The organism is Ralstonia mannitolilytica (assembly GCF_905397375.1).
Taxonomy (GTDB): domain Bacteria; phylum Pseudomonadota; class Gammaproteobacteria; order Burkholderiales; family Burkholderiaceae; genus Ralstonia; species Ralstonia mannitolilytica.
Map to the genome: position 1 here is coordinate 179,823 of NZ_CAJPVG010000003.1, position 25,491 is coordinate 205,313.

30 protein-coding genes are annotated in these 25,491 nt (G+C 64.9%); 23 read left to right on the top strand and 7 right to left on the bottom strand.

Translation table 11 applies throughout. The annotated features are described in order from the left end of the window. The first annotated feature begins 104 nt into the window (after positions 1-104). The 8 genes from KHN96_RS08890 (at position 105) to KHN96_RS08925 (ending at position 7,640) form a co-directional block, all read left to right on the top strand. Positions 105-1,214 carry a muconate/chloromuconate family cycloisomerase gene (locus KHN96_RS08890; protein ID WP_045786848.1) on the top strand — a complete coding sequence of 370 codons (1,110 nt, stop codon included), beginning with the start codon at positions 105-107 and terminating at the stop codon, positions 1,212-1,214. 38 nt (positions 1,215-1,252) lie between these two features. Continuing rightward, positions 1,253-1,543: a muconolactone Delta-isomerase gene (catC, locus tag KHN96_RS08895; protein ID WP_045786847.1), complete on the top strand. Its 291-nt coding sequence runs from the start codon at positions 1,253-1,255 to the stop codon at positions 1,541-1,543. 35 nt (positions 1,544-1,578) lie between these two features. Continuing rightward, entirely contained in the window at positions 1,579-2,514 is a 936-nt protein-coding gene (gene catA, locus KHN96_RS08900; protein WP_062739214.1) for a catechol 1,2-dioxygenase, read from the top strand. 21 nt (positions 2,515-2,535) lie between these two features. Continuing rightward, on the top strand, positions 2,536-3,894 hold the full coding sequence (locus KHN96_RS08905; protein ID WP_045786845.1) for a Rieske 2Fe-2S domain-containing protein: 1,359 nt from the start codon (positions 2,536-2,538) through the stop codon (positions 3,892-3,894). After that, complete coding sequence (gene benB / locus KHN96_RS08910; protein ID WP_045786844.1) at positions 3,891-4,379, top strand: benzoate 1,2-dioxygenase small subunit; 489 nt, start codon at positions 3,891-3,893, stop codon at positions 4,377-4,379. The genes KHN96_RS08905 and benB overlap by 4 nt, the downstream gene beginning before the upstream one ends. Before the next feature lie 38 nt (positions 4,380-4,417). Next, entirely contained in the window at positions 4,418-5,458 is a 1,041-nt protein-coding gene (benC, locus tag KHN96_RS08915; RefSeq protein ID WP_062739213.1) for a benzoate 1,2-dioxygenase electron transfer component BenC, read from the top strand. Further along, positions 5,455-6,237 carry a 1,6-dihydroxycyclohexa-2,4-diene-1-carboxylate dehydrogenase gene (locus tag KHN96_RS08920; protein WP_045786842.1) on the top strand — a complete coding sequence of 261 codons (783 nt, stop codon included), beginning with the start codon at positions 5,455-5,457 and terminating at the stop codon, positions 6,235-6,237. The genes benC and KHN96_RS08920 overlap by 4 nt, the downstream gene beginning before the upstream one ends. A gap of 86 nt (positions 6,238-6,323) precedes the next feature. Further along, the gene (locus KHN96_RS08925; protein WP_045786841.1) at positions 6,324-7,640 is read left to right on the top strand and encodes an MFS transporter; all 1,317 of its coding nucleotides are present in this window, start codon (positions 6,324-6,326) and stop codon (positions 7,638-7,640) included. Between the two features lie 87 nt (positions 7,641-7,727). On the opposite strand, the gene KHN96_RS08930 is transcribed toward KHN96_RS08925, so the two are convergent. Further along, entirely contained in the window at positions 7,728-7,895 is a 168-nt protein-coding gene (locus KHN96_RS08930; protein WP_181817397.1) for a hypothetical protein, read from the bottom strand. A gap of 377 nt (positions 7,896-8,272) precedes the next feature. Here KHN96_RS08930 and bioA point away from each other — a divergent pair, with 377 nt between their 5' ends. The 5 genes from bioA (at position 8,273) to KHN96_RS08955 (ending at position 12,866) form a co-directional block, all read left to right on the top strand. Continuing rightward, positions 8,273-9,688 carry an adenosylmethionine--8-amino-7-oxononanoate transaminase gene (gene bioA, locus KHN96_RS08935; RefSeq protein ID WP_045786840.1) on the top strand — a complete coding sequence of 472 codons (1,416 nt, stop codon included), beginning with the start codon at positions 8,273-8,275 and terminating at the stop codon, positions 9,686-9,688. Then, the gene (gene bioF, locus KHN96_RS08940) at positions 9,675-10,922 is read left to right on the top strand and encodes an 8-amino-7-oxononanoate synthase (RefSeq protein WP_062739212.1); all 1,248 of its coding nucleotides are present in this window, start codon (positions 9,675-9,677) and stop codon (positions 10,920-10,922) included. Before bioA ends, bioF begins: the two co-directional genes overlap by 14 nt. A 1-nt stretch (position 10,923) precedes the next feature. Then, on the top strand, positions 10,924-11,613 hold the full coding sequence (gene bioD, locus KHN96_RS08945) for a dethiobiotin synthase (RefSeq protein ID WP_045786838.1): 690 nt from the start codon (positions 10,924-10,926) through the stop codon (positions 11,611-11,613). 59 nt (positions 11,614-11,672) lie between these two features. After that, positions 11,673-12,191, top strand: a complete 519-nt coding sequence (locus KHN96_RS08950; RefSeq protein WP_045786837.1) for a hypothetical protein — start codon at positions 11,673-11,675, stop codon at positions 12,189-12,191. 150 nt (positions 12,192-12,341) lie between these two features. Continuing rightward, positions 12,342-12,866: a hypothetical protein gene (locus tag KHN96_RS08955; RefSeq protein WP_045786836.1), complete on the top strand. Its 525-nt coding sequence runs from the start codon at positions 12,342-12,344 to the stop codon at positions 12,864-12,866. Between the two features lie 16 nt (positions 12,867-12,882). Here the strand turns inward: KHN96_RS08955 and KHN96_RS08960 are convergent, their stop codons facing one another. The 4 genes from KHN96_RS08960 to KHN96_RS08975 form a co-directional block, all read right to left on the bottom strand. Next, entirely contained in the window at positions 12,883-13,092 is a 210-nt protein-coding gene (locus tag KHN96_RS08960; RefSeq protein WP_045786835.1) for a DUF1653 domain-containing protein, read from the bottom strand. A 7-nt stretch (positions 13,093-13,099) separates the two neighbouring features. Further along, the gene (locus tag KHN96_RS08965; protein ID WP_062739211.1) at positions 13,100-13,447 is read right to left on the bottom strand and encodes a hypothetical protein; all 348 of its coding nucleotides are present in this window, start codon (positions 13,445-13,447) and stop codon (positions 13,100-13,102) included. Between the two features lie 99 nt (positions 13,448-13,546). Further along, positions 13,547-13,933: a hypothetical protein gene (locus tag KHN96_RS08970; protein ID WP_244855858.1), complete on the bottom strand. Its 387-nt coding sequence runs from the start codon at positions 13,931-13,933 to the stop codon at positions 13,547-13,549. A 127-nt stretch (positions 13,934-14,060) separates the two neighbouring features. Then, on the bottom strand, positions 14,061-14,504 hold the full coding sequence (locus KHN96_RS08975; RefSeq protein WP_115077078.1) for a hypothetical protein: 444 nt from the start codon (positions 14,502-14,504) through the stop codon (positions 14,061-14,063). A 122-nt stretch (positions 14,505-14,626) separates the two neighbouring features. Between KHN96_RS08975 and KHN96_RS08980 the strand changes: the two genes are divergently transcribed. From KHN96_RS08980 to KHN96_RS09015, 8 genes are all read left to right on the top strand, one after another. Then, positions 14,627-15,763 carry a replication initiation factor domain-containing protein gene (locus tag KHN96_RS08980; RefSeq protein ID WP_115043916.1) on the top strand — a complete coding sequence of 379 codons (1,137 nt, stop codon included), beginning with the start codon at positions 14,627-14,629 and terminating at the stop codon, positions 15,761-15,763. Between the two features lie 3 nt (positions 15,764-15,766). After that, the gene (locus tag KHN96_RS08985) at positions 15,767-16,078 is read left to right on the top strand and encodes a hypothetical protein (RefSeq protein ID WP_115043918.1); all 312 of its coding nucleotides are present in this window, start codon (positions 15,767-15,769) and stop codon (positions 16,076-16,078) included. Between the two features lie 115 nt (positions 16,079-16,193). Then, positions 16,194-16,415 carry a phage coat protein gene (locus tag KHN96_RS08990; RefSeq protein ID WP_244855859.1) on the top strand — a complete coding sequence of 74 codons (222 nt, stop codon included), beginning with the start codon at positions 16,194-16,196 and terminating at the stop codon, positions 16,413-16,415. A gap of 4 nt (positions 16,416-16,419) precedes the next feature. After that, positions 16,420-16,635 (top strand): major capsid protein, encoded by a 216-nt coding sequence (locus KHN96_RS08995; RefSeq protein WP_115043922.1) that lies wholly within the window; start codon positions 16,420-16,422, stop codon positions 16,633-16,635. A gap of 1,382 nt (positions 16,636-18,017) precedes the next feature. After that, a complete protein-coding gene (locus KHN96_RS22780; RefSeq protein WP_244855860.1) occupies positions 18,018-18,224 on the top strand; it encodes a virulence factor TspB C-terminal domain-related protein in 207 nt (68 codons plus the stop codon). Beyond that, a complete protein-coding gene (locus KHN96_RS09005) occupies positions 18,224-18,541 on the top strand; it encodes a DUF2523 domain-containing protein (RefSeq protein WP_115043926.1) in 318 nt (105 codons plus the stop codon). Before KHN96_RS22780 ends, KHN96_RS09005 begins: the two co-directional genes overlap by 1 nt. 7 nt (positions 18,542-18,548) lie before the next feature. Next, entirely contained in the window at positions 18,549-19,697 is a 1,149-nt protein-coding gene (locus KHN96_RS09010) for a zonular occludens toxin domain-containing protein (protein ID WP_115043928.1), read from the top strand. Positions 19,698-19,857: 160 nt separating this feature from the next. Then, a complete protein-coding gene (locus KHN96_RS09015) occupies positions 19,858-20,124 on the top strand; it encodes a hypothetical protein (protein ID WP_147282532.1) in 267 nt (88 codons plus the stop codon). A gap of 630 nt (positions 20,125-20,754) precedes the next feature. On the opposite strand, the gene KHN96_RS09020 is transcribed toward KHN96_RS09015, so the two are convergent. Then, positions 20,755-21,966 carry an MFS transporter gene (locus KHN96_RS09020; RefSeq protein ID WP_062739210.1) on the bottom strand — a complete coding sequence of 404 codons (1,212 nt, stop codon included), beginning with the start codon at positions 21,964-21,966 and terminating at the stop codon, positions 20,755-20,757. A gap of 79 nt (positions 21,967-22,045) precedes the next feature. Here KHN96_RS09020 and KHN96_RS09025 point away from each other — a divergent pair, with 79 nt between their 5' ends. Next, the gene (locus KHN96_RS09025) at positions 22,046-23,068 is read left to right on the top strand and encodes an AraC family transcriptional regulator (protein WP_062739209.1); all 1,023 of its coding nucleotides are present in this window, start codon (positions 22,046-22,048) and stop codon (positions 23,066-23,068) included. 1 nt (position 23,069) lies between these two features. Here the strand turns inward: KHN96_RS09025 and KHN96_RS09030 are convergent, their stop codons facing one another. Next, the gene (locus KHN96_RS09030; RefSeq protein ID WP_045786832.1) at positions 23,070-23,987 is read right to left on the bottom strand and encodes a LysR family transcriptional regulator; all 918 of its coding nucleotides are present in this window, start codon (positions 23,985-23,987) and stop codon (positions 23,070-23,072) included. A 185-nt stretch (positions 23,988-24,172) separates the two neighbouring features. On the opposite strand from KHN96_RS09030, the gene KHN96_RS09035 reads away from it, so the two are divergent. Next, positions 24,173-25,477: an MFS transporter gene (locus KHN96_RS09035; RefSeq protein ID WP_062739208.1), complete on the top strand. Its 1,305-nt coding sequence runs from the start codon at positions 24,173-24,175 to the stop codon at positions 25,475-25,477. Positions 25,478-25,491 lie beyond the last annotated feature (14 nt).

The window sequence follows — 25,491 nt, forward strand, 5'->3', positions numbered from 1 at the left end:
CTTGTAGGTATGAAGCCGATACTAAATCAGTGTTGGACGCAATAAATTGCGCTGCGTAATCTGATTTCCACGTTGATCGCTGTCCATTCTGATACCTGGAAAACATGATTCGCTCGATCGAGGCCATTCTAGTGGATGTGCCCACCATCCGTCCGCACAAGCTGTCTGTCGCCACCATGCACACGCAGACGCTCGTCCTCGTGCACGTGTGCTGCGAAGACGGCATCGAAGGCTGGGGCGAGGCCACCACCATCGGCGGCCTGAACTACGGCGAAGAGAGCCCCGAGAGCATCAAGGTCAACATCGACACGCACATCGCGCCGCTGCTGATCGGCATGGACGCGCGCAACGTGGCGGCTGCCATGGCACGCGTGCGCAAGACCATCCAGGGCAACCGCTTTGCCAAGTGCGCGCTGGAGACGGCGCTGCTCGATGCGCAGGCGCGCCGGCTGGGCGTGCCGCTGTCCGAGCTGCTCGGCGGCCGCCTGCGTGATGCACTGCCGGTTGCCTGGACGCTCGCCAGCGGCGACACCGCAAAAGACATTGCCGAGGCAGAAGCGATGCTGGCCGAGCGCCGTCACCGCATCTTCAAGCTGAAGATCGGCCTGCGCCCCGTGGCCGAAGACGTGGCGCACGTGCTCGCCATCAAGCGCGCGCTGGGCGATGCCGTGAGCGTGCGGGTGGACGTCAACCAGGCCTGGAGCGAGCTGGACGCCGCCAATGGCATCGCCGCGCTGCAGGCCGGCGGCATCGACCTGATCGAGCAACCGGTGCGCGCAGAAAACCGCGCCGCGCTGGAGCGCCTGGCGCGCCAGTTCGCCGTGCCGATGATGGCCGACGAGGCGCTGCACGGTCCACTTGATGCGTTTGAACTTGCGTGCTCGGCCGGCGCCGATGTCTTCGCCGTGAAGATCGCGCAATCGGGCGGCCTGGTTCCCGCCATGCAGGTCGCGGCGATCGCGCAGCTTGCGGGCATCAGCCTGTACGGCGGAACGATGCTGGAGGGCGCGGTCGGCACTGCCGCCTCCGCGCACGTCTTTTCGACCTTCAGCGATCTGCAGTTCGGCACGGAGCTGTTCGGGCCCTTGCTGCTCACACAGGAACTGCTGACCGAGCCGTTGCGGTACCGCGATTTCACGCTGCAGGTGCCCACCGGCCCCGGCCTCGGCATCGAGATCGACCGCGACAAGCTTGCACGCCTGCGCCGCCAATAACGACAACCAGACCCAGACAACCCACCAAGGAGACCACGATGCTCTTCCACGTCCGCATGGATGTCCGCCTGCCTGCCGACATGCCGGCCGATGTCGCCGACGAGATCAAGGCCCGCGAGAAGGCCTATTCGCAGGATCTGCAGCGCAGCGGCAAGTGGCGCCACATCTGGCGCCTGGTCGGCGAGTACGCGAACGTCAGCATCTTCGACGTGCAGAGCAATGCCGAGCTGCACGAGATCCTGACGGCGCTGCCGCTATTCCCGTACATGCAGATCGCCGTGACGCCGCTGTGCCGTCACCCGTCCTCGGTTCACAGCGACGACGCCTGAGACATTCCCCCAGAAAACCCGAGGAGACATCCATCATGAACGTGCGCGTATTCCAGACACAAGAAGTACAGGAGCTGCTGAAGGCCGCTGCCAACCTGGAAGGCAAGGACGGCAATGTCCGCTTGAAGCAGATCACTCACCGCCTGCTTGCCGACCTGTTCAAGGCCATCGACGATCTCGACATCACGCCGGACGAGGTCTGGGCTGGCATCAATTACCTGAACAAACTCGGGCAGGACGGCGAGGCTGCGCTGCTGGCGGCGGGGCTGGGCCTCGAGAAGTACCTCGACATCCGCATGGATGCCGCAGACGCGGCGCTCGGCATCCACGGCGGGACGCCACGCACCATCGAAGGCCCGCTGTACGTGGCGGGCGCCCCGGTGCGCGACGGCGTGTCGCGCATCGACATCGATCCGGACCCGGCGGCCGGACCGCTGGTCATCCACGGCACGGTGATGGGCACCGATGGCGAGCCGGTGGCGGGCGCCGTGGTCGAGTGCTGGCATGCGAACTCGAACGGGTTCTACTCGCACTTCGACCCGACCGGCGGGCAGAGCGCGTTCAACCTCCGCGGCGCCGTGCGCACGGGCGCGGATGGCCGATACGAATTCCGCACCCTCATGCCAGTCGGGTACGGGTGCCCGCCGCACGGCGCGACGCAGCAGTTGCTCAACGGGCTGGCCCGCCATGGCAATCGTCCGGCGCACGTGCACTTCTTCGTGAGCAGCGAGGGGCATCGCAAGCTGACGACGCAATTCAACATCGAAGGCGATCCGCTCATCTGGGATGACTTCGCCTACGCCACCCGCGAAGAGCTGATTCCGCCCGTCGCGGAAAAGACCGGCGGTGCCGTCCTGGGCCTCAAGGCCGATGCGTACAAGGACATCGAGTTCAACTTTGTCCTCACGCCGCTGGTGCAGGGCAAGGACAACCAGCGCGTGAACCGCCTGCGCGCTTCGGCCCAGGCATGAGGTTGCAACGTGGAGACGACCATGTCCGCCCTGATCGACAAAGCCGGCGAACTCGAACAACTGCTCTCAACGGCGGTGGTGGATGACGAAGAGGCCGGCATCTTCCGCTGCCGCCGCGACATCTTCACCCACCCCGACCTGTTCGCGCTGGAGATGAAGCACATCTTCGAGAACAACTGGGTGTATCTCGCACACGAAAGCCAGATTCCGAACAACAACGATTACTACACGACCTGGATCGGGCGTCAGCCCATCGTCATCACCCGGGACAAGACCGGCGAGCTGCATGCCGTCATCAACGCCTGCGCGCACAAGGGCGCCATGCTGTGCCGCCGCAAGCACGGCAACAAGGGCAGCTTCACGTGTCCGTTCCACGGCTGGACGTTCTCCAACACCGGCAAGCTGCTCAAGGTGAAGGACGAAAAGACGACCCAGTACCCGGTGCAGTTCAACACGCACGGCTCGCACGACCTGAAGAAGGTGGCGCGCCTGCAGAACTATCGCGGCTTCCTGTTCGGCAGCCTCAATGCGGACGTGCAGCCGCTCGAGTCGTACCTCGGTGAAGCGCGCGTGATCATCGACCAGATCGTCGACCAGGCGCCGGACGGGCTCGAAGTCCTGCGCGGCAGCTCGTCCTATATCTACGAAGGCAACTGGAAGATGCAGATGGAGAATGGCTGCGACGGCTACCACGTCAGCACCGTGCACTGGAACTACGCCGCAACGATGGGGCGGCGCAAGGAGGGCGGCACACAGGCGGTGGACGCGAACAGCTGGAGCAGATCGGTGGCGGGCGTCTATGGCTTCGAGCACGGCCATATCCTGCTGTGGACGAAGACGATGAACCCGCAGGTGCGGCCCGTCTATGCGCACCGTGACGAAATCGCGGCTCGCGTGGGCGACACCCAGGCCGACTTCATCGTCAACCAGACCCGCAACCTGTGCCTGTATCCGAACGTGTTCCTGATGGATCAGTTCAGCACGCAGATCCGCGTGGTGCGCCCCATCAGCGTCGACCGGACGGAGGTGTCGATCTTCTGCTTTGCGCCAAAAGGCGAGAGCGCGGCCGACCGCGCGACGCGCATCCGCCAGTACGAGGATTTCTTCAACGTCACCGGCATGGGCACGGCGGACGACCTGGAAGAGTTCCGCGCGTGCCAGAACGGTTATGCCGGCACCACGGCCCTGTGGAACGACCTGTCGCGCGGCGCGCCGTTGTGGGTGCGCGGCCCCGACGAGAACGCCGCCAGGATGGGCCTGAAGCCCCTCATCTCGGGCGAGCGCAGTGAAGACGAAGGCCTGTTCGTGTGCCAGCACGCGTACTGGGTGCAGGTCATGCGCGAGGCCCTGAAGAAGGAATGCGCAGGGGTGCCGGCATGAGCTTCGATTACCAAACCATCTGCGCCGCCCTGTACCGCGAGGCGCGCCTGCTCGACGACCGCCAGTGGGATGCGTGGCTCGACTGCTACGCCGAAGATGTCACGTACTGGATGCCTGCCTGGGATGACGACGACCAGTTGACTGATGACCCGCAGAGCCAGATCTCGCTGATGTACTACGCGAACCGCTGCGGACTCGAAGACCGCGTCTTCCGCATCAAGACCGAGCGCAGCGGTGCGTCAACGCCGGAGCCGAGAACCAGCCACAGCATTGCCAACGTGGAAGTGCTGGCCGAGCGCGACAGTGAAGTCGACGTGCGCTACAACTTCCACACGCTCAGCCACCGCTACAAGACCACCGACCAGTTCTTCGGGACGATGTTCGTCACGTTGCGCCGCGCCGGTGACGGCTACCTGATTGCATCCAAGAAGATCGTCCTGAAGAACGACTACATCCGGCAGGTGCTCGACGTCTACCACGTCTGACCGTGTCCACGTACCCAAGCGAGGCAGTGGAGGCTTCCATGTCCAGTTTCAACGTTGCACTGAATTTCGAGGACGGCGTCACGCGGTTCATCGAATGCAAAGCCGGCGAGAAGGTGCTCGATGCCGCCTTCCGCGCCAAGATCAACCTGCCGATGGATTGCTCCGACGGCGTGTGCGGAACGTGCAAGTGCCGCGCCGAAAGCGGCAGCTACGACCTCGGCGACGACTACATCGACGACGCGCTGACCGAAGACGAGAAGAACGCCGGCCTCGTCCTCACGTGCCAGATGGTGCCGCACAGCGATTGCGTGATCGCCGTGCCGACCTCATCGACCACGTGCAAGACAGGGCAGAGCCGCTTCGTCGCCACGCTGTCGAAAATCGAGCTGCACAACGATGCCGCCGTCGTGCTCGAACTGGACGTCGACGCCACCGCGCCCGTGTTCCTGCCCGGCCAATACGTCAACATCGGCGTGCCGGGCAGCGGGCAGCACCGCTCGTATTCGTTCTCTTCGGCGCCCGGCGAATCCAGGGTGAGCTTCCTCATCAAGAAGATTCCGGGCGGGGTGATGAGCACCTGGCTCGAAGCCGCCCGGCCCGGCGACAGGCTCGAGCTGCACGGGCCGCTCGGCAGCTTCTACCTGCGCGACGTGCAGCGGCCGCTGCTGTTCCTTGCCGGCGGCACGGGGCTGGCGCCGTTCCTGTCGATGCTGGAGGTGCTGGCGCGCAGCCATTCGCAGCAGAAGGTGCACCTCGTGTATGGCGTGACGCGTGATCTCGACCTGGTGCAGGTCGAAGCGATCGAAGCCTACATGACGAGGTTGCCGAATTTCAGCTACGCCACCGTCGTCGCCGACGCTGCTTCGCGTCATCCGCGCAAGGGCTGGGTGACCCAGCACATTCCGGCCGACGCGCTCAAAGATGGCGATGTGGACGTCTATCTGTGCGGTCCGCCGCCGATGGTCGATGCCGTGCGCCAGTACTTTGCCGATGCAGGCGTGAAGCCCCACAGCTTCCACTACGAGAAGTTCACGCCCAACGGGACTGCCATCACCCACGCGACGGCAAAGGCGGCATGACCATGCAACGATTCTCAGGCAAAACCGTCATCGTAACGGGGGCGGCGCAGGGCATCGGCCGCGGCGTTGCCATGGCGGCAGCGGAAGAGGGTGCCCAGGTGCTGCTGGTGGACCGCGCGGCGCTGGTCGACGAAGTGCAGGCGGAGATTGCCGCCGCGGGCGGCCAAGCCCGAGCCGCCACGGCGGATCTCGAAACCTACGCCGGCGCGCTGCATGCCGTGCAGGCCGCGCTCGACGCATTCGGCCGCATCGACGTGCTGGTCAACAACGTCGGCGGCACGATCTGGGCCAAACCGTATCAGCACTATGAAGAAGCGCAGATCGAGGCGGAGATTCGCCGCTCGCTGTTTCCGACGCTGTGGTGCTGCCGGGCGGTGCTGCCACACATGGTGGAGCGCAGGCATGGCGTGATCGTCAACGTGTCGTCGATCGCGACGCGCGGCATCTATCGGATCCCGTATTCGGCGGCCAAGGGCGGGGTCAATGCGCTCACCGCCAGCCTGGCCTTTGAGCACGCCGCCGACAACATCCGCGTCAATGCCGTCGCCACGGGCGGCACGGAAGCGCCGCCGCGCCGGATCCCGCGCAACATGGCGCCCATGTCCGACCAGGAAGCCGCCTGGTACCAGGGCATCGTCGAGCAGACGCTCGCCAGCAGCCTGATGCACCGCTACGGCACGATCGACGAGCAGGTGCGGGCGATCCTGTTCCTGGCTTCGGACGAGGCTTCGTACATCACCGGGACGGTACTGCCGGTTGGAGGCGGAGACCTGGGCTGACACGCCGGCGCGCCATCGGTTGAAGAAACCCACCCAGCAAAAGAGAGAGGCGCCCACGCCTTCGCGGACCCCAGAGGAGACCATCCATGCGTCAGATCGACCTGCACGCCGTAGCAGACCACGCCCGCTTCGGCCGTTTTCACGCCACTACGCTGTTCTGGTGCGCGCTCATCATCATCTTTGACGGCTACGACCTGGCCATCGCCGGCATTGCATTGCCATCCATCATGAAGGAGATGGGCGTCACACCCACCAGCGCCGGCTTCATGGTCAGTGCGGCGCTGTTCGGGATGATGTTCGGTGCGATCGTGCTCGGCACGATTGCAGACCGCATCGGCCGCCGCTGGGCGATTGCCGTGTGCATCGTACTGTTCAGCGTCTTTACGGCAGCAGCGGGTTTTGCGACCGACCCCATTGCGTTCAGCGTGACGCGTTTTCTCGCAGGCCTGGGCATCGGCGGCGTGATGCCGAACGTCGTGGCGCAGATGACGGAGTACGCGCCGCGCCGGCTGCGCAGCACGCTCGTCACCCTGATGTTCAGCGGCTATTCGGTCGGCGGCATGCTGGCCGCATTGATCGGCAAAGGGCTGCTGGAGCGCTACGGGTGGCAATCGGTGTTCGTTGCCGCGGGCCTGCCTGTGCTGCTGGTCCCGGCGATTCTGCGGTGGCTCCCCGAGTCGATGCCCTTCCTGTTGCGCACGGGCAGGATCGATGCGGTGCGCGATATCGTGCGTCGGCTCAGCGGCAGCGCTGCACGACCGGAGGGCACCTTCGTCCTGCCAGAGGCGGACCGCGGTGACGACGCCCCGCTGGCCAAACTGTTCCAGGACGGGCGCGGGTTGAGCACGGCCATGTTCTGGATCGCCTTTTTCATGTGCCTGTTCATGGTGTACGCGCTCAGTTCATGGCTGACCAAGCTGATGGCATCGGCCGGCTACAGCCTCGGTTCCGCACTTACCTTTGTGCTGGTGCTGAACTTCGGGGCGATGCTCGGTGCGATTGGCGGCGGCTGGTTGGCAGATCGTTTCAACATCAAGTACGTGCTCATGGCGATGTACGCCCTTGCGGCAGTGTCGATCGCACTTCTGGGCATCAAGACGTCGACCGAGACGCTGTACCTGCTGGTGGCCGTGGCCGGCGGCTGCACCATCGGCACGCAGATCGTGACCTATGCGTACGCCGGCCAGTTCTACCCGATGAGCATCCGCTCCACGGGTATCGGGTGGGCGTCCGGGGTGGGACGCAGCGGGGCGATTCTTGCGCCGATCGTCATCGGCATGCTGGTGGGGATGGCGCTGCCTCTGCACCACAACTTCTTCGCCATGGCCGTGCCGGCCGTCATTGCGACGATTGCGGTGGCGTTCATCAACCATCGGCGATCCGCCTGCGCCGTCGCAAGCTGATGGGCGAGCCGGCGCGGCTGCGCAAAATAAAAACGGCGCCAAGGCGCCGTTTTGTCGTTGCGGTTCGCTGTGGCAGCGATCGCTGGCTCAGCCCAGGTACGAGCCGGATTTGCCCACCACCTCTGCGTACGGCAGGTTGTCGTCCCAGCCCTTGCGGAAATAGTTGAGGATGGCGCGCAGCAGCGACATACGGGGAGCGGCCTGCACCTGGACCTGGCCGGCGAACTTCGGGGTGTAATAGGCTTGCTGAATCATGATGTCGTTCTCGATCTAGGGGTTTTCCCGAGTATAGGGTTATCCCTAGGATGGAGCAACGGCGCATCCCGTACTGCCGGTACATTCTCAGTATCACGGGAGGCTGATACGCCCCTGGCGCCGGTCGCCTGCTTCTCAAAGCGGCTTTCTCTTCACAAAATTTGCGCAGAGCAAAAATTTTTTCGGCACAAGATCACCGCAGGACGGGGCATGTCCGTAGGAAAAGACGCGAACATCGCGCTTCGGATGGGATTGTGCCGGCAAAAAGCAATGATCTGCTCGCTTGTCGTTTGATCGGCAAGCCACCTACCATACGCCGCCATGTGCCGGCTCGCCTTGCTGCATGCTGCGGGCCGGTTTGTTGACTGGAGGTTCGTATGGCGTATCCCCCCATCCCGGTGCCGGCTGACGGCGCGTGCGGTGCCCGATCGGCCAACAGTGCGTGGCAGGCGCGCAGCCGGGCGGCCGTGTGGCACCCGTGCACCCAGAATGCCCGGCTCGATGCCATGCCGCCGCTGCCGATCGCTCGCGGGCAGGGCCCGTGGCTGATCGACTTTGACGGCAAGCGCTACCTCGACGGCACCAGCTCCTGGTGGGTCAACCTGTTCGGCCACGCCAATCCGCATATCAACGCTGCGCTCAAGACGCAGCTGGACTCGCTGGAGCACGTGATGCTGGCCGGCGCCACGCACCGCCCGGCCGTGGAGCTTGCCGAACGTCTGATCGACCTGACGGCCGGTGTGCTGGGCCACAGCTTCTTCGGCTCCGATGGCGCATCGGCCGTCGAAATCGCGCTCAAGATGAGCTTCCACGCGCATCGCAACGCAGGGCAGGGCGCACGCAACCGCTTCGTCTGCCTGGAGCACGGCTACCACGGGGAAACGCTCGGCGCCCTTGGCGTGACCGATGTGGCGATCTTCCGCGATGCGTACGACCCCCTGATCCTGCAATCGCACCGCGTGGCATCGCCCGATGCCCGCCTGGCCGCCCCCGGCGAGACCGCCGCCGACGTCGCCGACCGGGCGCTGGCTGCCTTGCGCGCCTGCCTTGCCGCCAACGCCGGCACCATTGCCGCCGTCATCATCGAGCCGCTGGTCCAGTGTGCGGCCGGCATGGCCATGCATGATGTGAGCTACCTGCGCGGCGTGCGGGCGCTGTGCGACGAGTTTGGCGTGCACTGGATCGCCGATGAAATTGCCGTCGGCTGCGGGCGTACGGGCACCTTCTTCGCATGCGAGCAGGCCGGCGTGTGGCCGGACCTGCTGTGCCTCTCCAAGGGCATCAGCGGCGGCTACCTGCCGCTGTCGATCGTGCTTTCGCGCGATGCCATCTACGAGGCCTTCAACGACGATGCGCCGGTGCGCAGCTTCCTGCATTCCCATTCGTACACCGGCAACCCGCTGGCGTGCCGCGCCGCGCTGGCCACACTCGATCTGTTTGCCGAGCACGACGTCTTGGCACGCAACCGCGTCACCGCCGCGCGCATTGCGCAGGGCCTCGCGCCGCTGTCGCACGATGCCCGCGTCGCACACCTGCGCCAGACCGGCATGATCACCGCCTTCGACGTGCACCCCGACGTGGCCGGCGCACGCTTTGCCGAGCGTTTTGCGCTCACGGCGCGCACGCATGGGCTGCTGCTGCGCCCGATCGGCCACACCGTCTATCTGCTGCCGCCCTACGTGCTGAGCGACGAAGAGACCGACACGCTGGTCGAACGCACGCTCCAGACGCTGGAAGACACCCTCGCCCAGACCACGGGCGAAACCGAAGGACACACCTATGCGATTGCTTGACGACCTGCAGGCCGGCCTGGATGCCATCGATGCCGCGCACCTGCGCCGTGTGCGCCGCACCGCCTACACCCCGACCGACCGCAGCCAGCGCATCAGCGTGCCCGGCGGAGAGCCACGCGACGTCCTGGGCTTCTGCGGCAACGACTACCTCGGCCTGGCCGCGCATCCCGCGCTTGCCGAGGCCGTGGTGCACGGCGCGCGGCAGTACGGCTTCGGCAGCGGCGCATCGCACCTGGTGAGCGGCCATTCGGTCGCGCACGCGCGGTTGGAGGCCCGTATGGCGGCGCTGCAGGCCGCTCATATTCCCGATGCGGATGCGCTGTTCTTCTGCACGGGATACATGGCCAACCTGGCCGTGGTGAGCGCCATGGCGCAGGCGGGCGGCATTCGCCCGGCCGAGGATTGCACGATCTTTTCAGATGCGCTGAACCACGCCTCGCTCATCGATGGCGCCCGGCTGTCGCGGGCGCCCGTGAAGGTGTATCCGCACGTCGACATGGCGGCACTGGAGGCGCTGCTTGCCGCCAGCACGAGCCGCAACAAGCTGATCGTCACCGATGGCGTGTTCAGCATGGATGGCGATATCGCGCCGCTGCCGGCGCTGCTCGCACTGGCCGAGCGCTACGACGCGTGGCTCATTGTGGACGACGCGCATGGCCTGGGCGTGCTGGGCGAAGACGGTGCCGGCGTGTTGTCGCACTTCGGGCTGCGCTCCGAGCGCATCGTCTACGTGGGCACCTTCGGCAAGGCCGCGGGCGGGTCCGGGGCGGCCATCGTCGCGCATCGGCTGGCGATCGACTGGCTGGTGCAGCGCGCCCGCACGTACATCTTCACCACGGCCACACCGCCGGGCATCGCGTGCGCGGTGGAGGCGGCGCTCGACCTGATCGCGAGCGAGGAGGGGGCGGCGCGGCGCGCGGTCCTGAACCGGCACATCGCCGCGTGGAGCGCGCATGCCCAGCGCCTGGCCGCGCGCTTTGGCTGGCGGTGGATGCCCTCGCAGACGGCCATACAGCCCATCGTGATCGGCGAGAACGCGCCGGCACTGGCCCTCGCGGCCGCGCTGGAGCGCGAAGGCATCCGCATCGCCGCCATCCGCCCGCCGACGGTGCCGGTGGGCACGGCGCGCCTGCGCATTACGCTCTCGGCCGCGCACACCGACGCCGATATCGAGCGCCTCGCCCTCGCGCTCGAAGCGGCCGGCCAATCGCTCCAACCCGCCAAGGCTGCCTGACATGCCCCCGCGTTTTGATTGCTTCATCACGGGCACCGATACGGAGATCGGCAAGACGCTCGTCAGCGCCGCCTTGCTGACCAAGCTCGCAGATGCCGGCTACCGTGCCGCCGGTCTCAAGCCCATTGCGGCCGGCACCCTGGCCGGCACCCCTGCGCGCACCAACGAAGACGTCGAACAACTGCGCGCCGCTGCGTCGATCAGCCTGCCGCTTGCCACGGTCTGCCCGTGGCTGCTCGATGCACCGATGTCTCCGCACCTGGCCGCCGCGCGCGAAGGCGTGACGATCACGCTGCCGCCCATTCTCGACGCGCTCGCGCAGGCAAAAGCGTGCGCCGACGCCGTGGTGGTGGAGGGCGTGGGCGGCTTTCGCGTGCCGCTGTCGGATGACTTCGACACCGCGCAGATGACCGTCGCGCTGGGCCTGCCTGTCGTGCTGGTGGTCGGCCTGCGGCTGGGGTGCCTGAACCATGCCGCGCTCACGGCGGAAGCCATCGCCGCGCGCGGGCTGCACCTCGTCGGCTGGGTCGGCAACGTGGTCGATCCGGCCATGGCCGGGCTGGACGAGAACGTCGCCACGCTGCGCCGCTGGATCAGCGCGCCGCACCTGGGCACGATTCCCCGATTGCCGTGTGCGCAAGCGCGCCTTGCGGCAACGTATCTCGACATCGCACCGCTGCTGACGCGTTGATGCTTCCCGGCCGGCGCTACACTGTTCCGATCTCAACAGCGTCGATGGAGAGGGCTGTCATGCGCGCGATGCGTTGGCTGGCGACGGCAATGGTGGTCGCGGCCATGTCGGGATGTGCGGTATTGGAATCCCCGGTGACGAAGGGGCAGCGGCTGGTGGGCGCAGACGAGTCCGCCGTGCAGGCGCGGTTCGGCCCGCCGCGCGAGACGTACCCGCTGGACGGCGGCACGCGGTGGCTGTATCCGACCAAACCGTACGGCCAGTTCACCTATGCGGCCGACTTCGATGCCCATGGCAGGCTCGTCGCGTTCAAGCAGGTGCTGAGCAGTCTCGAGTTTGCGCAGGCAAGGGTGGGCACCTGGACGCAAGACGACGTGCTGCGGCACTTCGGCCAGCCGGTCGAGACGTCGTACTTCCCGCGCATGGACCGGCTGGTCTGGTCATACCGGTTCAAGGCCGACGACGTCTGGCCGTCCTTGATGCATTTCTACTTCGACCGGGCTGGCGTCCTGCAGCTCACCCAGGTCACGCCCGACCCGTTGTACGACCCAGACCGGCCGCGCTTCTTCCGGCACTGAGACGTCATGCCCAATCGGCTTGTGCGCTCAGGGTTCCTCCTGCATTGCCACCTTCGCGCGGCGACCTAAGCTAGAAGCAGGGGAGGCAGACGCCGCCCGGCGCCTGCCGGAGCAACCCGTCATCAGAACGGGCGCGCACGGGGGTGCATCATGCTCACGCATCACTGGGTCGACATCGACCCGATTGCGGCGGAACATCATCGGCTATACGGCATCGCCGGATGGTTGCCTTGGGTCTTGGCCATGGCTATTGCCGGGCCGACGTGGGTGTTCTGGCACGGCCTGTCCATCGACGCAGTGAAGCTCGCCGGCGCCGACCTCTTCAACGCCACCACGCCGGGCAGCGGGGCGATCAACCTGACTATGCTGGTGTACCTGATCTCGTGCGCGACAGTGCTGGTGCTGGCCACCACGCACGACAGCGCGTTCCGGCGTGCCACGCTGGTTCACATGGCGGTGCTGCCGCCGATGATCGGCTTCATCCTCATGGCCGGCGACCTGCCCGGCGCACGCTCGACTTTCATCGAGGGCGTGGCCGTTGCCGCTGCGCTGCTGTTGACGTGCGGCGTCTATCTGCAGGTGTCGCGCCGTGTGCGCGTCACCTTCGAGTTGCGCGACTGGGCGCCCGGTGAGCATGCGTGGTTCAAGCGCCGCCACGGCGCCGCACCGAGCTGAGCGCTGTCAGGATCGTTCAGTCGATCCGCGCAAAGCGTGGAACCTGGCGACCGTCGACTTCGACCATCTCGTGGAACATCGTCGATGGGCGCGTCCAGATCGTGCCGTTGGCCGCGCGGTAGACCGTCATCTTGATGGTCGGATCGGGTTCGTACGTGGCTTCGCACAGCCACTCGTATTCGCCGCCCTTGTAGTGGCGGTAGCGGCGGGCAGGGGTGTTCTGCATGGCTGGCTCAGTGCTGCGTGGGCTTGTCTTCGTCGTCGACGTACGGCGTGTGCTTGCCTTCCTGCGTCTGTGCGCCGAGCTTCGCGTTCTCCATGGCGTCCTGATACGCCAGCATGGCCGCGGCCACGGCCTCGGGCTCGCCGTTGAACGAAATCACGCTCTCGCCGCAATTCGGGCATTCGCCGCCAAAGATCGCGCGGATGCCGGGCATGTCGCGCGGCTCCATGCCTTCGAACTCCGTAAAGGCGGTCTGGCATGCGCCGCAGACCAGCTTTTCCGGTCGCAGGGCATCGAGCCGGGCGTGCGCCTGTGAAATGCGGTCGGCCTGCGAGCCGCGTCGTTTGGCTTCGCCCATGGTGTGCTTCCTCTTCAGATGATTGGAGGGTGGATCATACCGAAGGCGCAGGCCGGCGTTCCTGAATCGGGCCGGGGGTGTTCGGGGCTGGTGGATGTTTTATTTAACATAATGCAAAGAGCTAGAGCCCGTCGAATGGCTCAACGGCGCGGCTTCGGCGGGTGAGGGTGTCACAAAATTTGTGACACCGAGGCCCAGCGCCACGAGGACGGCGACTAGGCCGCTATGAGCCATCCTCGGCGAAAAAACTTCCCACAGTGACCGTTGGCCAGCGCGTTCCGCGCGGTCGAGATCAGCCGCCATGATGATCGGCAGTGGGTTTTCCATGCCGAGTTCGCGTGCGACTTGCAGGCACTTTTCGTTATCCATGAAACGGATGCCGTTGCGGTAGTTATGCACGGCGCCATGGGACCAGCCCATGTGCCGGCAGAGCTCCGCGTCGTTTTTTAATCCGCGTGCGCGGATCAAGTCGTCCAGATATTTCACGCTTTTCACGAGCGCCTCCCTTGCAGAATCTACGGCCGTTGATTACTCTACGCCCGTAGAGTTCCACGGCCGTGGAATTTTCAGAAATATAATCGGTTTACCCGGGGAGGGGCTAACGATGACGTGCTTAGGCGACATGTGGCATCTGGGGTGTGGGGTCGGGGGTTGTCCACTCTGTCACTACCGCGCCGATGAGGAGCATGGCCAGCGCGCCGCCGCTCTCGTTGCGCAGATCGTTCGCTTTATTGAGGAGACCGGTGATGGTGGCTTCCCGGATTTCCTTGGGGAGGCGCTTCACGGCATGGCCGAAGTGCGTGCCTACCGTGAGCACATCTCCGATGTCCAGGACCGCGCCGCTACGAATGAGGTCAACCGCTTCGCTAAACAGGGCCTGGCCCTGAGCGTGTTGGTCCCTGAAGATCTGCGAGCTCGTCTTGATTCGCTTCGGCATGTTGCTGTGACGGTTGTTTTTCCTGGTGAGGGAGCATAAGCGATGCAGCAGAGAGACCACAGGCAGCTCGATCTGTTTGGCGGCCACGCCCATCCCCATCGGGCTCAGCTTATCCACCAAGCGCAGCTCGTGCGCGGCATGCAAAACGGGGGCATCAGGAACGGTCGTTGCCCCGCAGCTCGTCGCATTGCAGACCTGGCATACAACGCCACGGTGATTTATCCGGTGCGAGGTGCACGCTGATGCGCCTCCGTCCCTCCCCAGCTCGTTATCTCGATCCCACCAGCGCCGCGTACGCGGTGCATGGCGCTTTCACACGTAGTGCCGTGGAGGAGGGCGCCTGCGCGTCGCGGGACGGAGCGTCAGCGACGGACGCGCGTCGCGCGGGCGCTTCCCCCCGTCCGGTAATACGGGGGGAAAGTGCCAAACGGCAGGCAGGGGCGATCGTTGACTGGTTGCGGTTCACGTTCCTGCCTGACGGCAGCATCGGCGATGCCCTGGAGCAGCTGCGCCGGTACTTTCACCTCTGGTTTTCGATCCCCGTGACGATGAAGCCGAGCGTGCGCGGCTTCCGGGGCTACGAGTTCAGCCATGACCTGATGGCGTTCGTGAACGGCGAGGAGATTCGCCTCGGCATCGTTGCGTGCGGCGGGGAGAGCGTCGGCGGCACGATGCTGGTCGATCTGTCGGGGCAGGGCTGCGTGGTTGTGCAGGACTGGGCGGCGGTGTACGCGACGATGCAGGACCTCGATGCGCGCATCACGCGCTGTGATTTGGCGATGGACTTCTGTCAGGGGGAGGTCAGCATGGACCAGGTGGAGCAGATGTATTTTGCCGGCGAGTTCAACGCTGGCGGTCGGATCCCGAAGTACCGCCGCGTTGAGAGCGGCGTGGCCAACGCAGAGGCCTCCGGGGGACGCACGTTCGAGATCGGGCGGCGCGTCAACGGGAAGATGCTGCGGGCCTATGAGAAGGGGCGCCAGCTCGGCAAGCAGGACAGCGAATGGGTCCGTATCGAGATCGAGTTCGGTAACAAGGATCGCGTGATTCCGCACGCGATCGTGATGGAGCGCGACCGGTACTTTGCCGGTGCGTACAAGGCCTTGGAGGCCTTCATGGCGGCAGACCCGCAACGGGTGCCGACCGATCAGCGCGAAGCGCTGGAGAACCAGGACGCCATCGTCCTCGAGCGAAAGCTCGCCCACATGAAGCAGCAGTTCGGCCCGACCGTGGACTACGTGCTGCGCGTCACAAACGAAGACTTCGCCGCACTCGTCGTAGCGATCCGCCGTCAGGGCGTTCCGGCGCAGCTGCACAAAACCGCCTTGGCGAGGCACGTGTACGGCACGCACGACCCTGTGCCGAGATACCAGGAGTGAGCAATGGAAATGAAAGCACGCGTCACGGTTCGTGGCGCCAAGACGTGGGTAGGGAACATGGAAGGCAAGCAGCTCGATACCGGCACGATCTACGCCGATGTGGAGCTGCGTGGCGAGGGCTCGAAGGGCTGCTTCACGCAGGCCTTGAAGTGCGAGAACTCCGAGGTGGTGAAGAAGATCATCAACAACCCGTTTCCGTTCCTGGCCGAGATCAGCATGGTCGTGACCAGCAACGGCAAGCAGGACGGTGAGCAGAAGCTGGTGACGCAGATCGTTCCGTTGCAGCGCGTGGTTGAAGGCGAGAAGGCGAAGTGATGCTGCTCCGCCTTCTGGCTTACCTAGGTTGCGTTCGAGCTGCTCGTCGGCTGGATCGTAAGCGCTTTGCGCGCAAGTACGTGGTTGCGATCAGGGGGCGGTGATGGCTCAGTGCGTGCAGCTCGTCAACGGTCAGTTTCAGCTCGATGGCTCGCCTGCATCGTCATGCACGGGCTATCTGGTGCTGACCGCTGATGAGGTGGCGCTGTTGCATGCGTTGCCGCCGCTGTCTGTGAGCGACGGTGCGCTGATTGGAAGCGCGATGCTCGGTCTCTGGGGTCTCGCTTTCGTGTTCCGGTCCGCTGTGCGGGCCATTTATCAACGTGAAGAGGAGTAGAGCCATGAAGGATTTTCTGAAGAAGGTTGGTGCTGGTGCTGTTGCTGTGATCGCTTCGGGTGCGGCGATGGCGCAGACGAGCGGTAGCACCGTGGATGTGACGGCGGTGACCGAGACGCTGAAGGGTGGTCTGACTGCCATCGGTGCCATCGGTATTGCGATCCTGGGCATCGCTGCTGTGGTGGCGATCTACAACTGGGTCAAGCGCCCGATCAAGTGATCGAGCCCGGGGGTATCCCCGTGCCAGGTGTGCGACGGGGACTTCGGTCCCCGTTTTCATTGGAGGGTGTGATGGAAGGCTACTTCGTTCTCGTTGCGATAGTGGGTGCTGGATGGATTCTTTTCTCGTGAGGGTGGTGAGCTATGCCCTGGTCATTTTTCTTTCGTCCTGCGCGCAGCTGGATCGCTCTCCGCCTGGGTCGTGTGCTACTGGCTTTAGTGCTTGCCTGTGGCCCGAGTATGGTTTTTAGTCAGACGGCCGGTGACGGTCATCAGTGGTGCTATGTGGGCGGGAGTGGTGTTTATGCGTGTGGCCCTACTGCTGACGCTGCGTGTTCGGCTGTCATAGGCGGCGCTGGCTTGACATATGTGGGGTTGAATCCATCGGACGATCCGACGTACGCGTGGTGCATGTACAAGCTTCCTAATGGGACTTTTTTTGATGGGTCTTCGGCGGTTAAGAAGTTGAGTTCGTGCGTTCCCGGCTACACGTTGCAGCCCGACGGGACGTGTAAAAAGGAGCAGCCGAATTGCCCTGCTGCGGGTCAGCCTCCTCCTGGTGGTAACAGTGCGACGGGCACCAGTCCGACGCAGACCATCTTGAATCCGCAGGTGTGTGTTGGAGGGTGTGCCTACACGTACAGCTCGTATTGGACCGGGGCCAAGCCTGGGCAGAGTGGTGGTTATCCGGCGCAGTACATAGGTCTCAGTTCAACAGGGAATGCGTGCAGTGGTGACGGCACGCCGTCGGCGTCTCAGTCGTCTCCAACCGATCAGCCAAAGCAGTGTGGTGTTCGTCAGTACTCGGGGACGGTGAACGGTGTCAGCGTGTGTATCGACTATCCGACGCAGACGACAGGCAGCACGAGCACATCGACAACGACGGATGCGCCGGCGAGCGGTGTGCCTGCGACTACGAACAGTTCGACGACGACGAGCACGACGTGCGACGGTACGACCTGCACAACGACAACTGTTGTTGCGGTAGGTGGTGGTGGAGCTGGTGGGTCCGGTGCGGGCAGTGGTGCGAGCGGTGCCGCTGCGAGTCCATGCCAGAGCGGGCAGGCCAGTACGGGTGCAAGCGTGCAGGGTGGGGCGGTTACGTGCACGAGCACGACGAGTGAGCCGCAGGACAGGTACTGCGAGAAGAATCCTGCGGCGGCGCAGTGCAAGAAAGACAGTGCGAGTGGTGGTGGTTCCTGTGATGCGCCTCCAAGCTGTGATGGTGATGCGATCAGCTGCGCGATCCTTCAACAGCAGTGGAACACGCGGTGTGAGCTGCAGAAGCACGATGACTCAACGGACCTCGGCGCGAAGCTCGCCAACGGTCAGGACCCTCTTGCGGGGAAGTTGCCTACGCCTGGTGGGGCCGATCAGGTTGACATGAGTCAGAAGTTCGCGAACGTTGATGACATGGGTTTTGCAGCGCAGTGTCTTCCTGATGTGAACGTGAACCTGCCTTTGCCGGGTGGCTCGTGGAATCTGCACATGGACATGACGCCGTTGTGTGATCTCGGGAAGCTGTTCGGCTATCTCAACATGCTGAGCACGTTGATGCTTTGCGCCTACATGCTCAAGGGGAGTTTCTGATGCCATTTGCCGCTCTGTTGGCTTCGGCCATTGTTGGTTTTCTCGCGCAGGCCTGCGTGTCTCTGGTGGGTCGTGTGTTGGTTGCGCTGGGTATCGGGTTCGTGATGTTTACGGGCGTCGATGCGATGATGACTGGTGTGAAGACCTTGTTTCAGCAGTACGTTGCTGGTACGGGTACGTTGCCATGGAACGTGGTGGGCATCCTCGGTGTGTTGAAGGTCGGCACGTCGATGAACATGATTCTGACCACGCTCGGTGTTCGCGCTTCGTTGTCGGGCCTCACGGGTGGCTCGGTGCGCAAGATGATCCAGAAGTGAGGGTGACATGCTGACGCTCATCACGGGTCAACCCGGCAACGGCAAGAGCCTCTACACGATTTCGTTCGTGGAGGCGAAGCGGCAGGCCGAGAGCAGGCCGGTGTTTTATTACGGCATTCCTGAGCTCACGCTGCCTTGGACGCAGCTGGAGGACCCTACGAAGTGGTACGAGTGCCCTGAGAAGTCGATCATCGTGATCGACGAGGTTCAGAAGGTCATGCCGCCGAGGCCTTCGAGCTCGAAGCCGCCGCAGCATGTGTCGGAGCTCGAGACGCACCGGCACAAGGGCTTCGATCTGTTCTTCATGACGCAGGATCCCAGCCTGGTTGACAACCATCTGAAGAAGCTTGCAGGCGAGCACATCCACCTGATCCGGCAGTGGGGCCGCCAGAAGGCGGACCTGTACAAGATGCAGAAGGTGCAGGATCCGACGAACGCGAACTTGAAGCGGGCGTTGCACAGCACGTTTCCGTATCCGAAGAAGGTGTTCGACTGGTACAAGTCGGCGGATGCACACACGCACAAGAAGTCGATCCCGAAGAAGTACTACCTGCTGTATGCCTTGCCGGTGGTGGCGGTTGCGGCGCTGGTGTTGGGCGGGCGGATGCTGTGGAAGATCTCGCATCCGGAGACGGCCAAGCCTGCTGCCTCAGCTGGTGCTCCTGGTGGTGTGCCCGGTCTGACAGGAGGAGCGAGCGCAGCTGCTGCTCAACGAGCTCCGCTGACGGCCAAGGAATACGTGGCGAGCTACGTGCCACGTGTTCCTGGTCTTCAGTACACGGCGCCGGCCTACGACGAGCTCACGAAGCCGGTGCGGGTGCCGGTGCCTGCGGCCTGTGTGCGGATTCGCGGTGAGTGCGAGTGCTGGACGCAGCAGGGCACGCGCCTGGAGACGACGCCGCAGGTTTGTGAGCAGGTGGTCAAGCGCGGTTTCTTCGAGTCGTTCGATGCTGATGCTCGCGCGCCGAAGGTGCAGGAGCGCGTGCAGGCCGTTCAGCAGCCCGCCGCAGCTCCGGCTGCGCAGCCGCAGGAGGTGCGTATGGTGGTAGACGTCGCAAGGCCGTCAGAAACGCCGCAGGAGCCTCGCAAGCGCACGGTGATAGGTTCGGGTAGGCCTCGCCGTGTCGATGAGCTGGAGGCCTTTCCTGAGGGTTAGCGTCTAGCGTCGGGAGTGTCCGCGCCATTGACGAAGGGTAGAGGGGGCCCCTCCGGGGACACAGGAGCGTTGACCAGGTGCAGGGCGGTTGTCGCCTGGAAGGCGGCTCGCGGGACCGAGCAGCGGGTTCGACCGGGTACGTACATACAGGGCCGACCACATGCAAACACCCCCTCTCTTGCAAGCCCGCTTTTCGCTGCGGCTGTGGTCCAGGAGCAATTTTGTTGCGTGCAGGCGGGCAAAAACCGCCGACCTGGTCGAAGGCCTCGGCTCGTTCGACCGCAGGAAGTTGCGCCTCGCGGATCTGCTGGCGCAATTTTCTGTCACCGCTTTTCTTCTATGTCTTTTCGCAGTGATTTGCGGCGAGCTGGTCGTCGAGCATTTTCACGACGCTGTTCATCAGTACGCCTGCGCGTGGATTCCATGACTGCTCGGTCGCTGTTCGGAGTGCATCAGCTCGTGACTTCGTGAGTTGGGCGCAGCTGGCTTGTCGTTGTTCCTCGCGCTGTTGCTTCGCAGCTCGTTCGGCTGGCGTGCCGAACTCTATGGTCGCTTCCATTGCGCGGTCGCACGGCTTGTCCGTGATGACCGTCTTGCCGTTGATCTTGCACGTGTTGACGGTCTGTGCCACGGCCGTGGGGAGTGCGAGGCAGACCAGGAGCGGTAGGATTGTGCGCATATCGTCGCCTAGGCTGTTAAATCGACGCAACAATATCACGAAGGGGTCGAGTGTCCGAAGACGTTGACGTTCGGGCGCTGGCGCGGGAGATCAGGCACTTGTACTGGCACATCCGGACGCTGCGCCGAGGGCTTCAAGATGCGGCTCGCCGCCGCTACTACAGGAAGATCGCGAAGAAGAAAAAACGCCTGCTCGAGGCAGGCGTTTCAAAGAGGGAGGTGTTGGACTTGCTGATGTGTTGCCGGTCACGCGGGTGCCGGTTCCGGGCATGCCTGGATTGCACGCAGCGCCTGCTGTAGACGGGCCCACAGTCGGCGCCTAGATTTAACATAATGCAAATTATGCGCAAAACAACCGGCGCATCCGCACACCCACATTTCATTCAGCAAGCCCAGGCACCGGCTCCAGCCGCTTCGGCACGCCGGCCACGATGGTCGCGACCGCAATGGCCAGCACCACGGCCGCGCAGACGAACACGCCCGCCGCGCCGTTGGCGTCGAACACGATGCCGCCCGCCGCCGCACCCGTGGCGATGGCAAGCTGCACGGCCGCGACGATCAGCCCGCCAGCGCTTTCGGCTTCGTCGGGCACCGTTCGCGTGACCCACGTCGACCAGGCCACCGGTACGCCGCCGAACGCCATGCCCCACAGGGCGACCAGCACCGCGTCCACCATCGGCGCACGCCCGATGGCGACAAGCGCGATGCCAAGCACGACCATCAGCGCGGGCATGGCGATCAGCATCGGACGCAGCCGGTGTTCGAGCACGCGGCCGGCAAGCGACGTACCGATGAAGTTGGCGATGCCGTAGCCCAGCAGGATGCCCGACAGCCCGTTCACCCCAACGCCTGCCACCTGCTCGAGGAACGGCCGCAGATACGTGAAGAACGCGAAATGCCCCGTAAAGACGAGGATCGTGGCAAACATCCCGAGGCCCACGGTCGGACGGCGCAGGACGTCGATGAGCGTGCGCAGGCGCGTCGTGCCGCTCGGGGGCATCGAAGGCAGCGTGATCCACTGGGATACGAACGCGGCGCCGCCCAGCGCGGCCGCGATCAGGAACACGTTGCGCCAGCCGATCAGGTGCCCGAAGTAGCTGCCCATGGGCGCCGCGGCGATGGTCGCGACGGCAACGCCGCTGAAGATGATCGACAGGGCGCGCGGCACCATCTCTGTCGGCACGAGGCGCATGGCGGTGGCCGTCGCCATGGTCCAGAAGCCGCCCAGCGCAATGCCGAGCACCACGCGGCCGATGAGGATCATCGGCAGGTTCGTCGCCAATGCGACGGTCAGGTTCGAGGCCACCAGCAAGGCCGAGAACGCGAGCAGCACACGCCGCCGGTCGATCGTCCGGGTCGCGGCGGCGGTCAGCAGGCTGGTGACGAGCGCGACCGTTGCGGTGGCCGTCACGGCCTGCCCTGCCACGCCTTCGGTCACGTTGAGGCTTTCGGCCATGGGGGTGAGCAGGCTCGCCGGCAGGAATTCGGCCGTGACGAGCCCAAAGACGCCAAGCGCCATCGCGAAGACGGCGCCCCAGGCCGGTTCGCGGGGCGTCGCCATCGATGCGGCGGTAGAGATTCCGGGATTCATGCGTCGTTCCGTATTGGAAAAAAGGATGCAAAGGATTGCCAGTAGCGGCGTATCGTACGGAACGGCGGCAGGACGGTCTATGACATACAATCCGTTATTGTTGATCAATCGTCCGAAGCCGATGTCCAAGCCCCTCCCTCCTCCCACGCCCGACACGCACGACCTCGTCAGCGAGCTGCTGCTCGGCATGCGGCTGAGCGGCGTCCAGTACCGGCGCATCCAGGTGGCGCGGCCGTTTGGACTCAGCTTCGGCCACGCGCCGGGGCGTGCGCAGTTCCACTTCGTCGGGCGCGGGCCGGTGCTGCTGCGTGACGCGGCAGGCACGATGGTGCAGCTCGAAGCAGGCGACGCGATCCTGCTGCCGCACGGCAACACGCACGCGCTGCTGTCCGACCCCGACGCACCGTGCCGCGAGATCGCGGCCTTCGAGGCAGCGAAGATCTGCGACTCGGTGGCGGCGGTCGAAGCTGCCGCCCCGTGCGCCTCGGCAGAGCCCGGTGCGGGCGACGCACTGATCTTCAGCGCCTGCATGGAACTCGACCTGGGCGGCATGCAACCGCTCGTGGGGACGATGCCGGAGTTCATGCACGTCGGCACCCTGCTCGCGCGCTACCCGGAAATCCGCCCGATGCTCGATGCAATGGAACGTGAGTCGTGCTCCGAGCGCGCGGGCTTTGCGGGCATTCTCGCGCGGCTCGCGGACGTGGTGGCCGCGTTCATCGTGCGCGGCTGGGTCGAATGCGGATGCGGCGATGCCACGGGCTGGGTGCAGGCGCTGCGCGAGCCCAAGCTCGGCCGCGCGATCGTCGCGCTGCATCGCGACCCGGGCCGCAACTGGAGCGTTGCAGAGTTGGCCGCCGAAGCCGGGGTGTCGCGCTCGGTGTTCGCCGAGCGTTTCCTGGCGGCCACGGGCATGACGCCCGTCCGCTACCTCACCGAGCTACGGATGCGGCTCGCCGCGCAGTGGATCGCGCGCGATCGCGAGGCGATCGAATCGGTGGCATACCGGCTCGGCTATGGCTCGCTGGCCGCGTTCAGCCGTGCATTCAAGCGCGTCGTCGGGCGCCCGCCCGGCGCGGTGCGGGCCGAGGCCCCCGTGTAGGTCAGCGGGGCCGATAGCGCTGCGCGAAGTGCCGAATCTCCTTGCAGAACTCGGCGCAGACGTGCGTCATCAGGTCAGCCGATCGATAGACCAGGTAGACGTTGAAGTCGGGCAGCTCATCTTCCATCGGCAGCACCTCGAGTGAGCCAGGAGTCGTGCGCAGCGGCCCCAGTGCGCTGGCGAAGACGAACTCCGACCACATGCTGATCAGGTCCGTCTTGGTGGCCAGCTGCAGCCCGAGCAGGTTGGACCCGCTCTGCACCACACTGCGCGGCATCTCGAGCCGATGCAGCCGCATCAGGCTCGCCAGCGGGCTGCCCGGATCCTCGAGGGGGTCGAGCACCAGCCAGTCCGCATCGAGCAGCGAGCGCACCCGGCGCGTACGTCGCAGCGGATGGCCGGGGCGCACGGCCAGGCGCATCGGCACCGAAAACAGCGGCTCCCACTGAAAGCTGCTCGTGCCCGGCCCGCTGTTGGTCGAGATCAGCCCAAGGTCGAGCCTGCCTTCGCGCAGGCCCTCCTGAATCTGCTGCGAGCGCTGCTCGAAACCACGCAGCGCCACATTCGGGAAACGCGTGCGCAACGCGGCCATGGCATCGGGTAGCGGGCCGCTCGACGCCACGGCGGTAAACCCGATGTTCAGCTCGGCTTCGGCATGGCCGCGGATCGCTTCGATGTCTTCCAGCGCGTGACGCAGTTCCTGCTCGACCACGCTCGCGCGCTTGACCAGCGCCGTGCCGTAGGCAGTCAGGCTCACGCCGCGCACCGAGCGCGACAGCAGCGTCACGCCCAACTCGCGTTCGAGTTCCGCAATCGCCTTGGACAGCGCCGGCTGTGAGACATGCAGCCCGCGCGATGCCTCGTGGATGCTGCCGTGCTGCGCCACGGCCAGCAGCATGCGCAATTGATGCAGCTTCACTTGCCCTGCCTCCTCTTAGGCTCTTTTCGGGCTTTCCCCGATGGCGGATGTGAGCCGGTTATGACGGCGATTCTATTTGGTTATCGGGATGAATATTTGCGATTTTTTCGTCGTGCGCGTTCCCGGAATACTCCGTTGCGAAGGGCTCGCAGAAGCTCCCACCCGACCTCTGGATGGAGAACCCCATGAACGACGTCACCCTGCAGCCGGCCCTGTCCGCTTCGGTCTCCGCTGCATCCAGGCCCGCCACGAGCCAGGCCCGCCTGATTGCCGCGTGCTCGATCGGCAATGCGCTGGAGATGTACGACTTCACGGTCTACAGCTTCTTTGCGCTGATGATCGGCAAACTGTTCTTTCCGACGGACACCGCCTATGGCTCGTTGCTGCTGGCGGTGGCGACGTTCGGTATCGGCTTTGTGATGCGGCCGCTGGGCGGCTTCGTGATCGGCAACTACGCCGACCGCCACGGCCGCAAGGCCGCCATGACGCTGACGATCGGCCTGATGGTGGCAGGCACGCTGTGCCTGGCGATTGCGCCGACGTACGCCACCGCAGGCCTGCTCGGGCCGCTCGTCGTTCTGGCGGGACGCCTGCTGCAAGGCTTTTCGCTCGGCGGGGAGATTGGCGCATCGACCGCCATGCTGATGGAATCCGGCGGCATCAAGGGACGCGGCTTTCGCGTCAGTTGGCAGCTGGGCAGCCAGGGCATTGCTGCCCTGTGCGGCGCGCTGACGGCGGCCATCCTGTACGGCAGCCTCTCGCCGGAAGCGCTGCAGAGCTGGGGATGGCGTGTGCCGTTCTTCCTCGGTTTGCTGATCGCGCCCGTCGGCTTCTACATCCGCTCGCATCTGGACGAAACCCACACCGCCGAGTCGCATGCGCCGAGCCCGCTCGGCACGCTCTTCCGCGAGCACGGGGGCCTGGTCGTCAAGGGCGTGCTGACCATCATCGGCGGCACGGTCGGCACGTACCTGGTGATCTATTTCATGCCGACGTACATGATCCGGGAACTGCATCTGCCGGCCTCGCTGTCGCTGCTGGCGGGCTGCGTGACGGGGTTCACCAGCTTTGCCGCGTCGCTCGTGTCGGGTTGCCTGGCCGACCGGCTCGCACGCCGCAAGCCGCTGGTGGTGGGCGCCATCCTGTTTACCGTGGCGGTGCTCTATCCGGCCTTCTGGCTGATGACGCACTACCCGAGCGTGCCGCTGGTGCTGGCGCTCTCGGCGCTGCTCACCACCAGCCTCTACCTCGGCACCACGCCGCTGTTGCTCATGATGATGGAGCTGCTGCCCATCAAGGTGCGCGCCAGTGGCCTGTCGGTCATCTACGCGATCGGTGTGACGGTGTTTGGCGGCTCGTGCCAGTTTGTCGTGACGTGGCTGCTCGCCCGCACCGGCAATCCGCTCTCCCCCGCGTTCTACATGATGGCGTGCAGCGCCGTGACGCTGCTGACCGTGCTCAGCGTGCGCGAAGTGCGCGAAGCCCATTGACCCCTTCCAGCAAG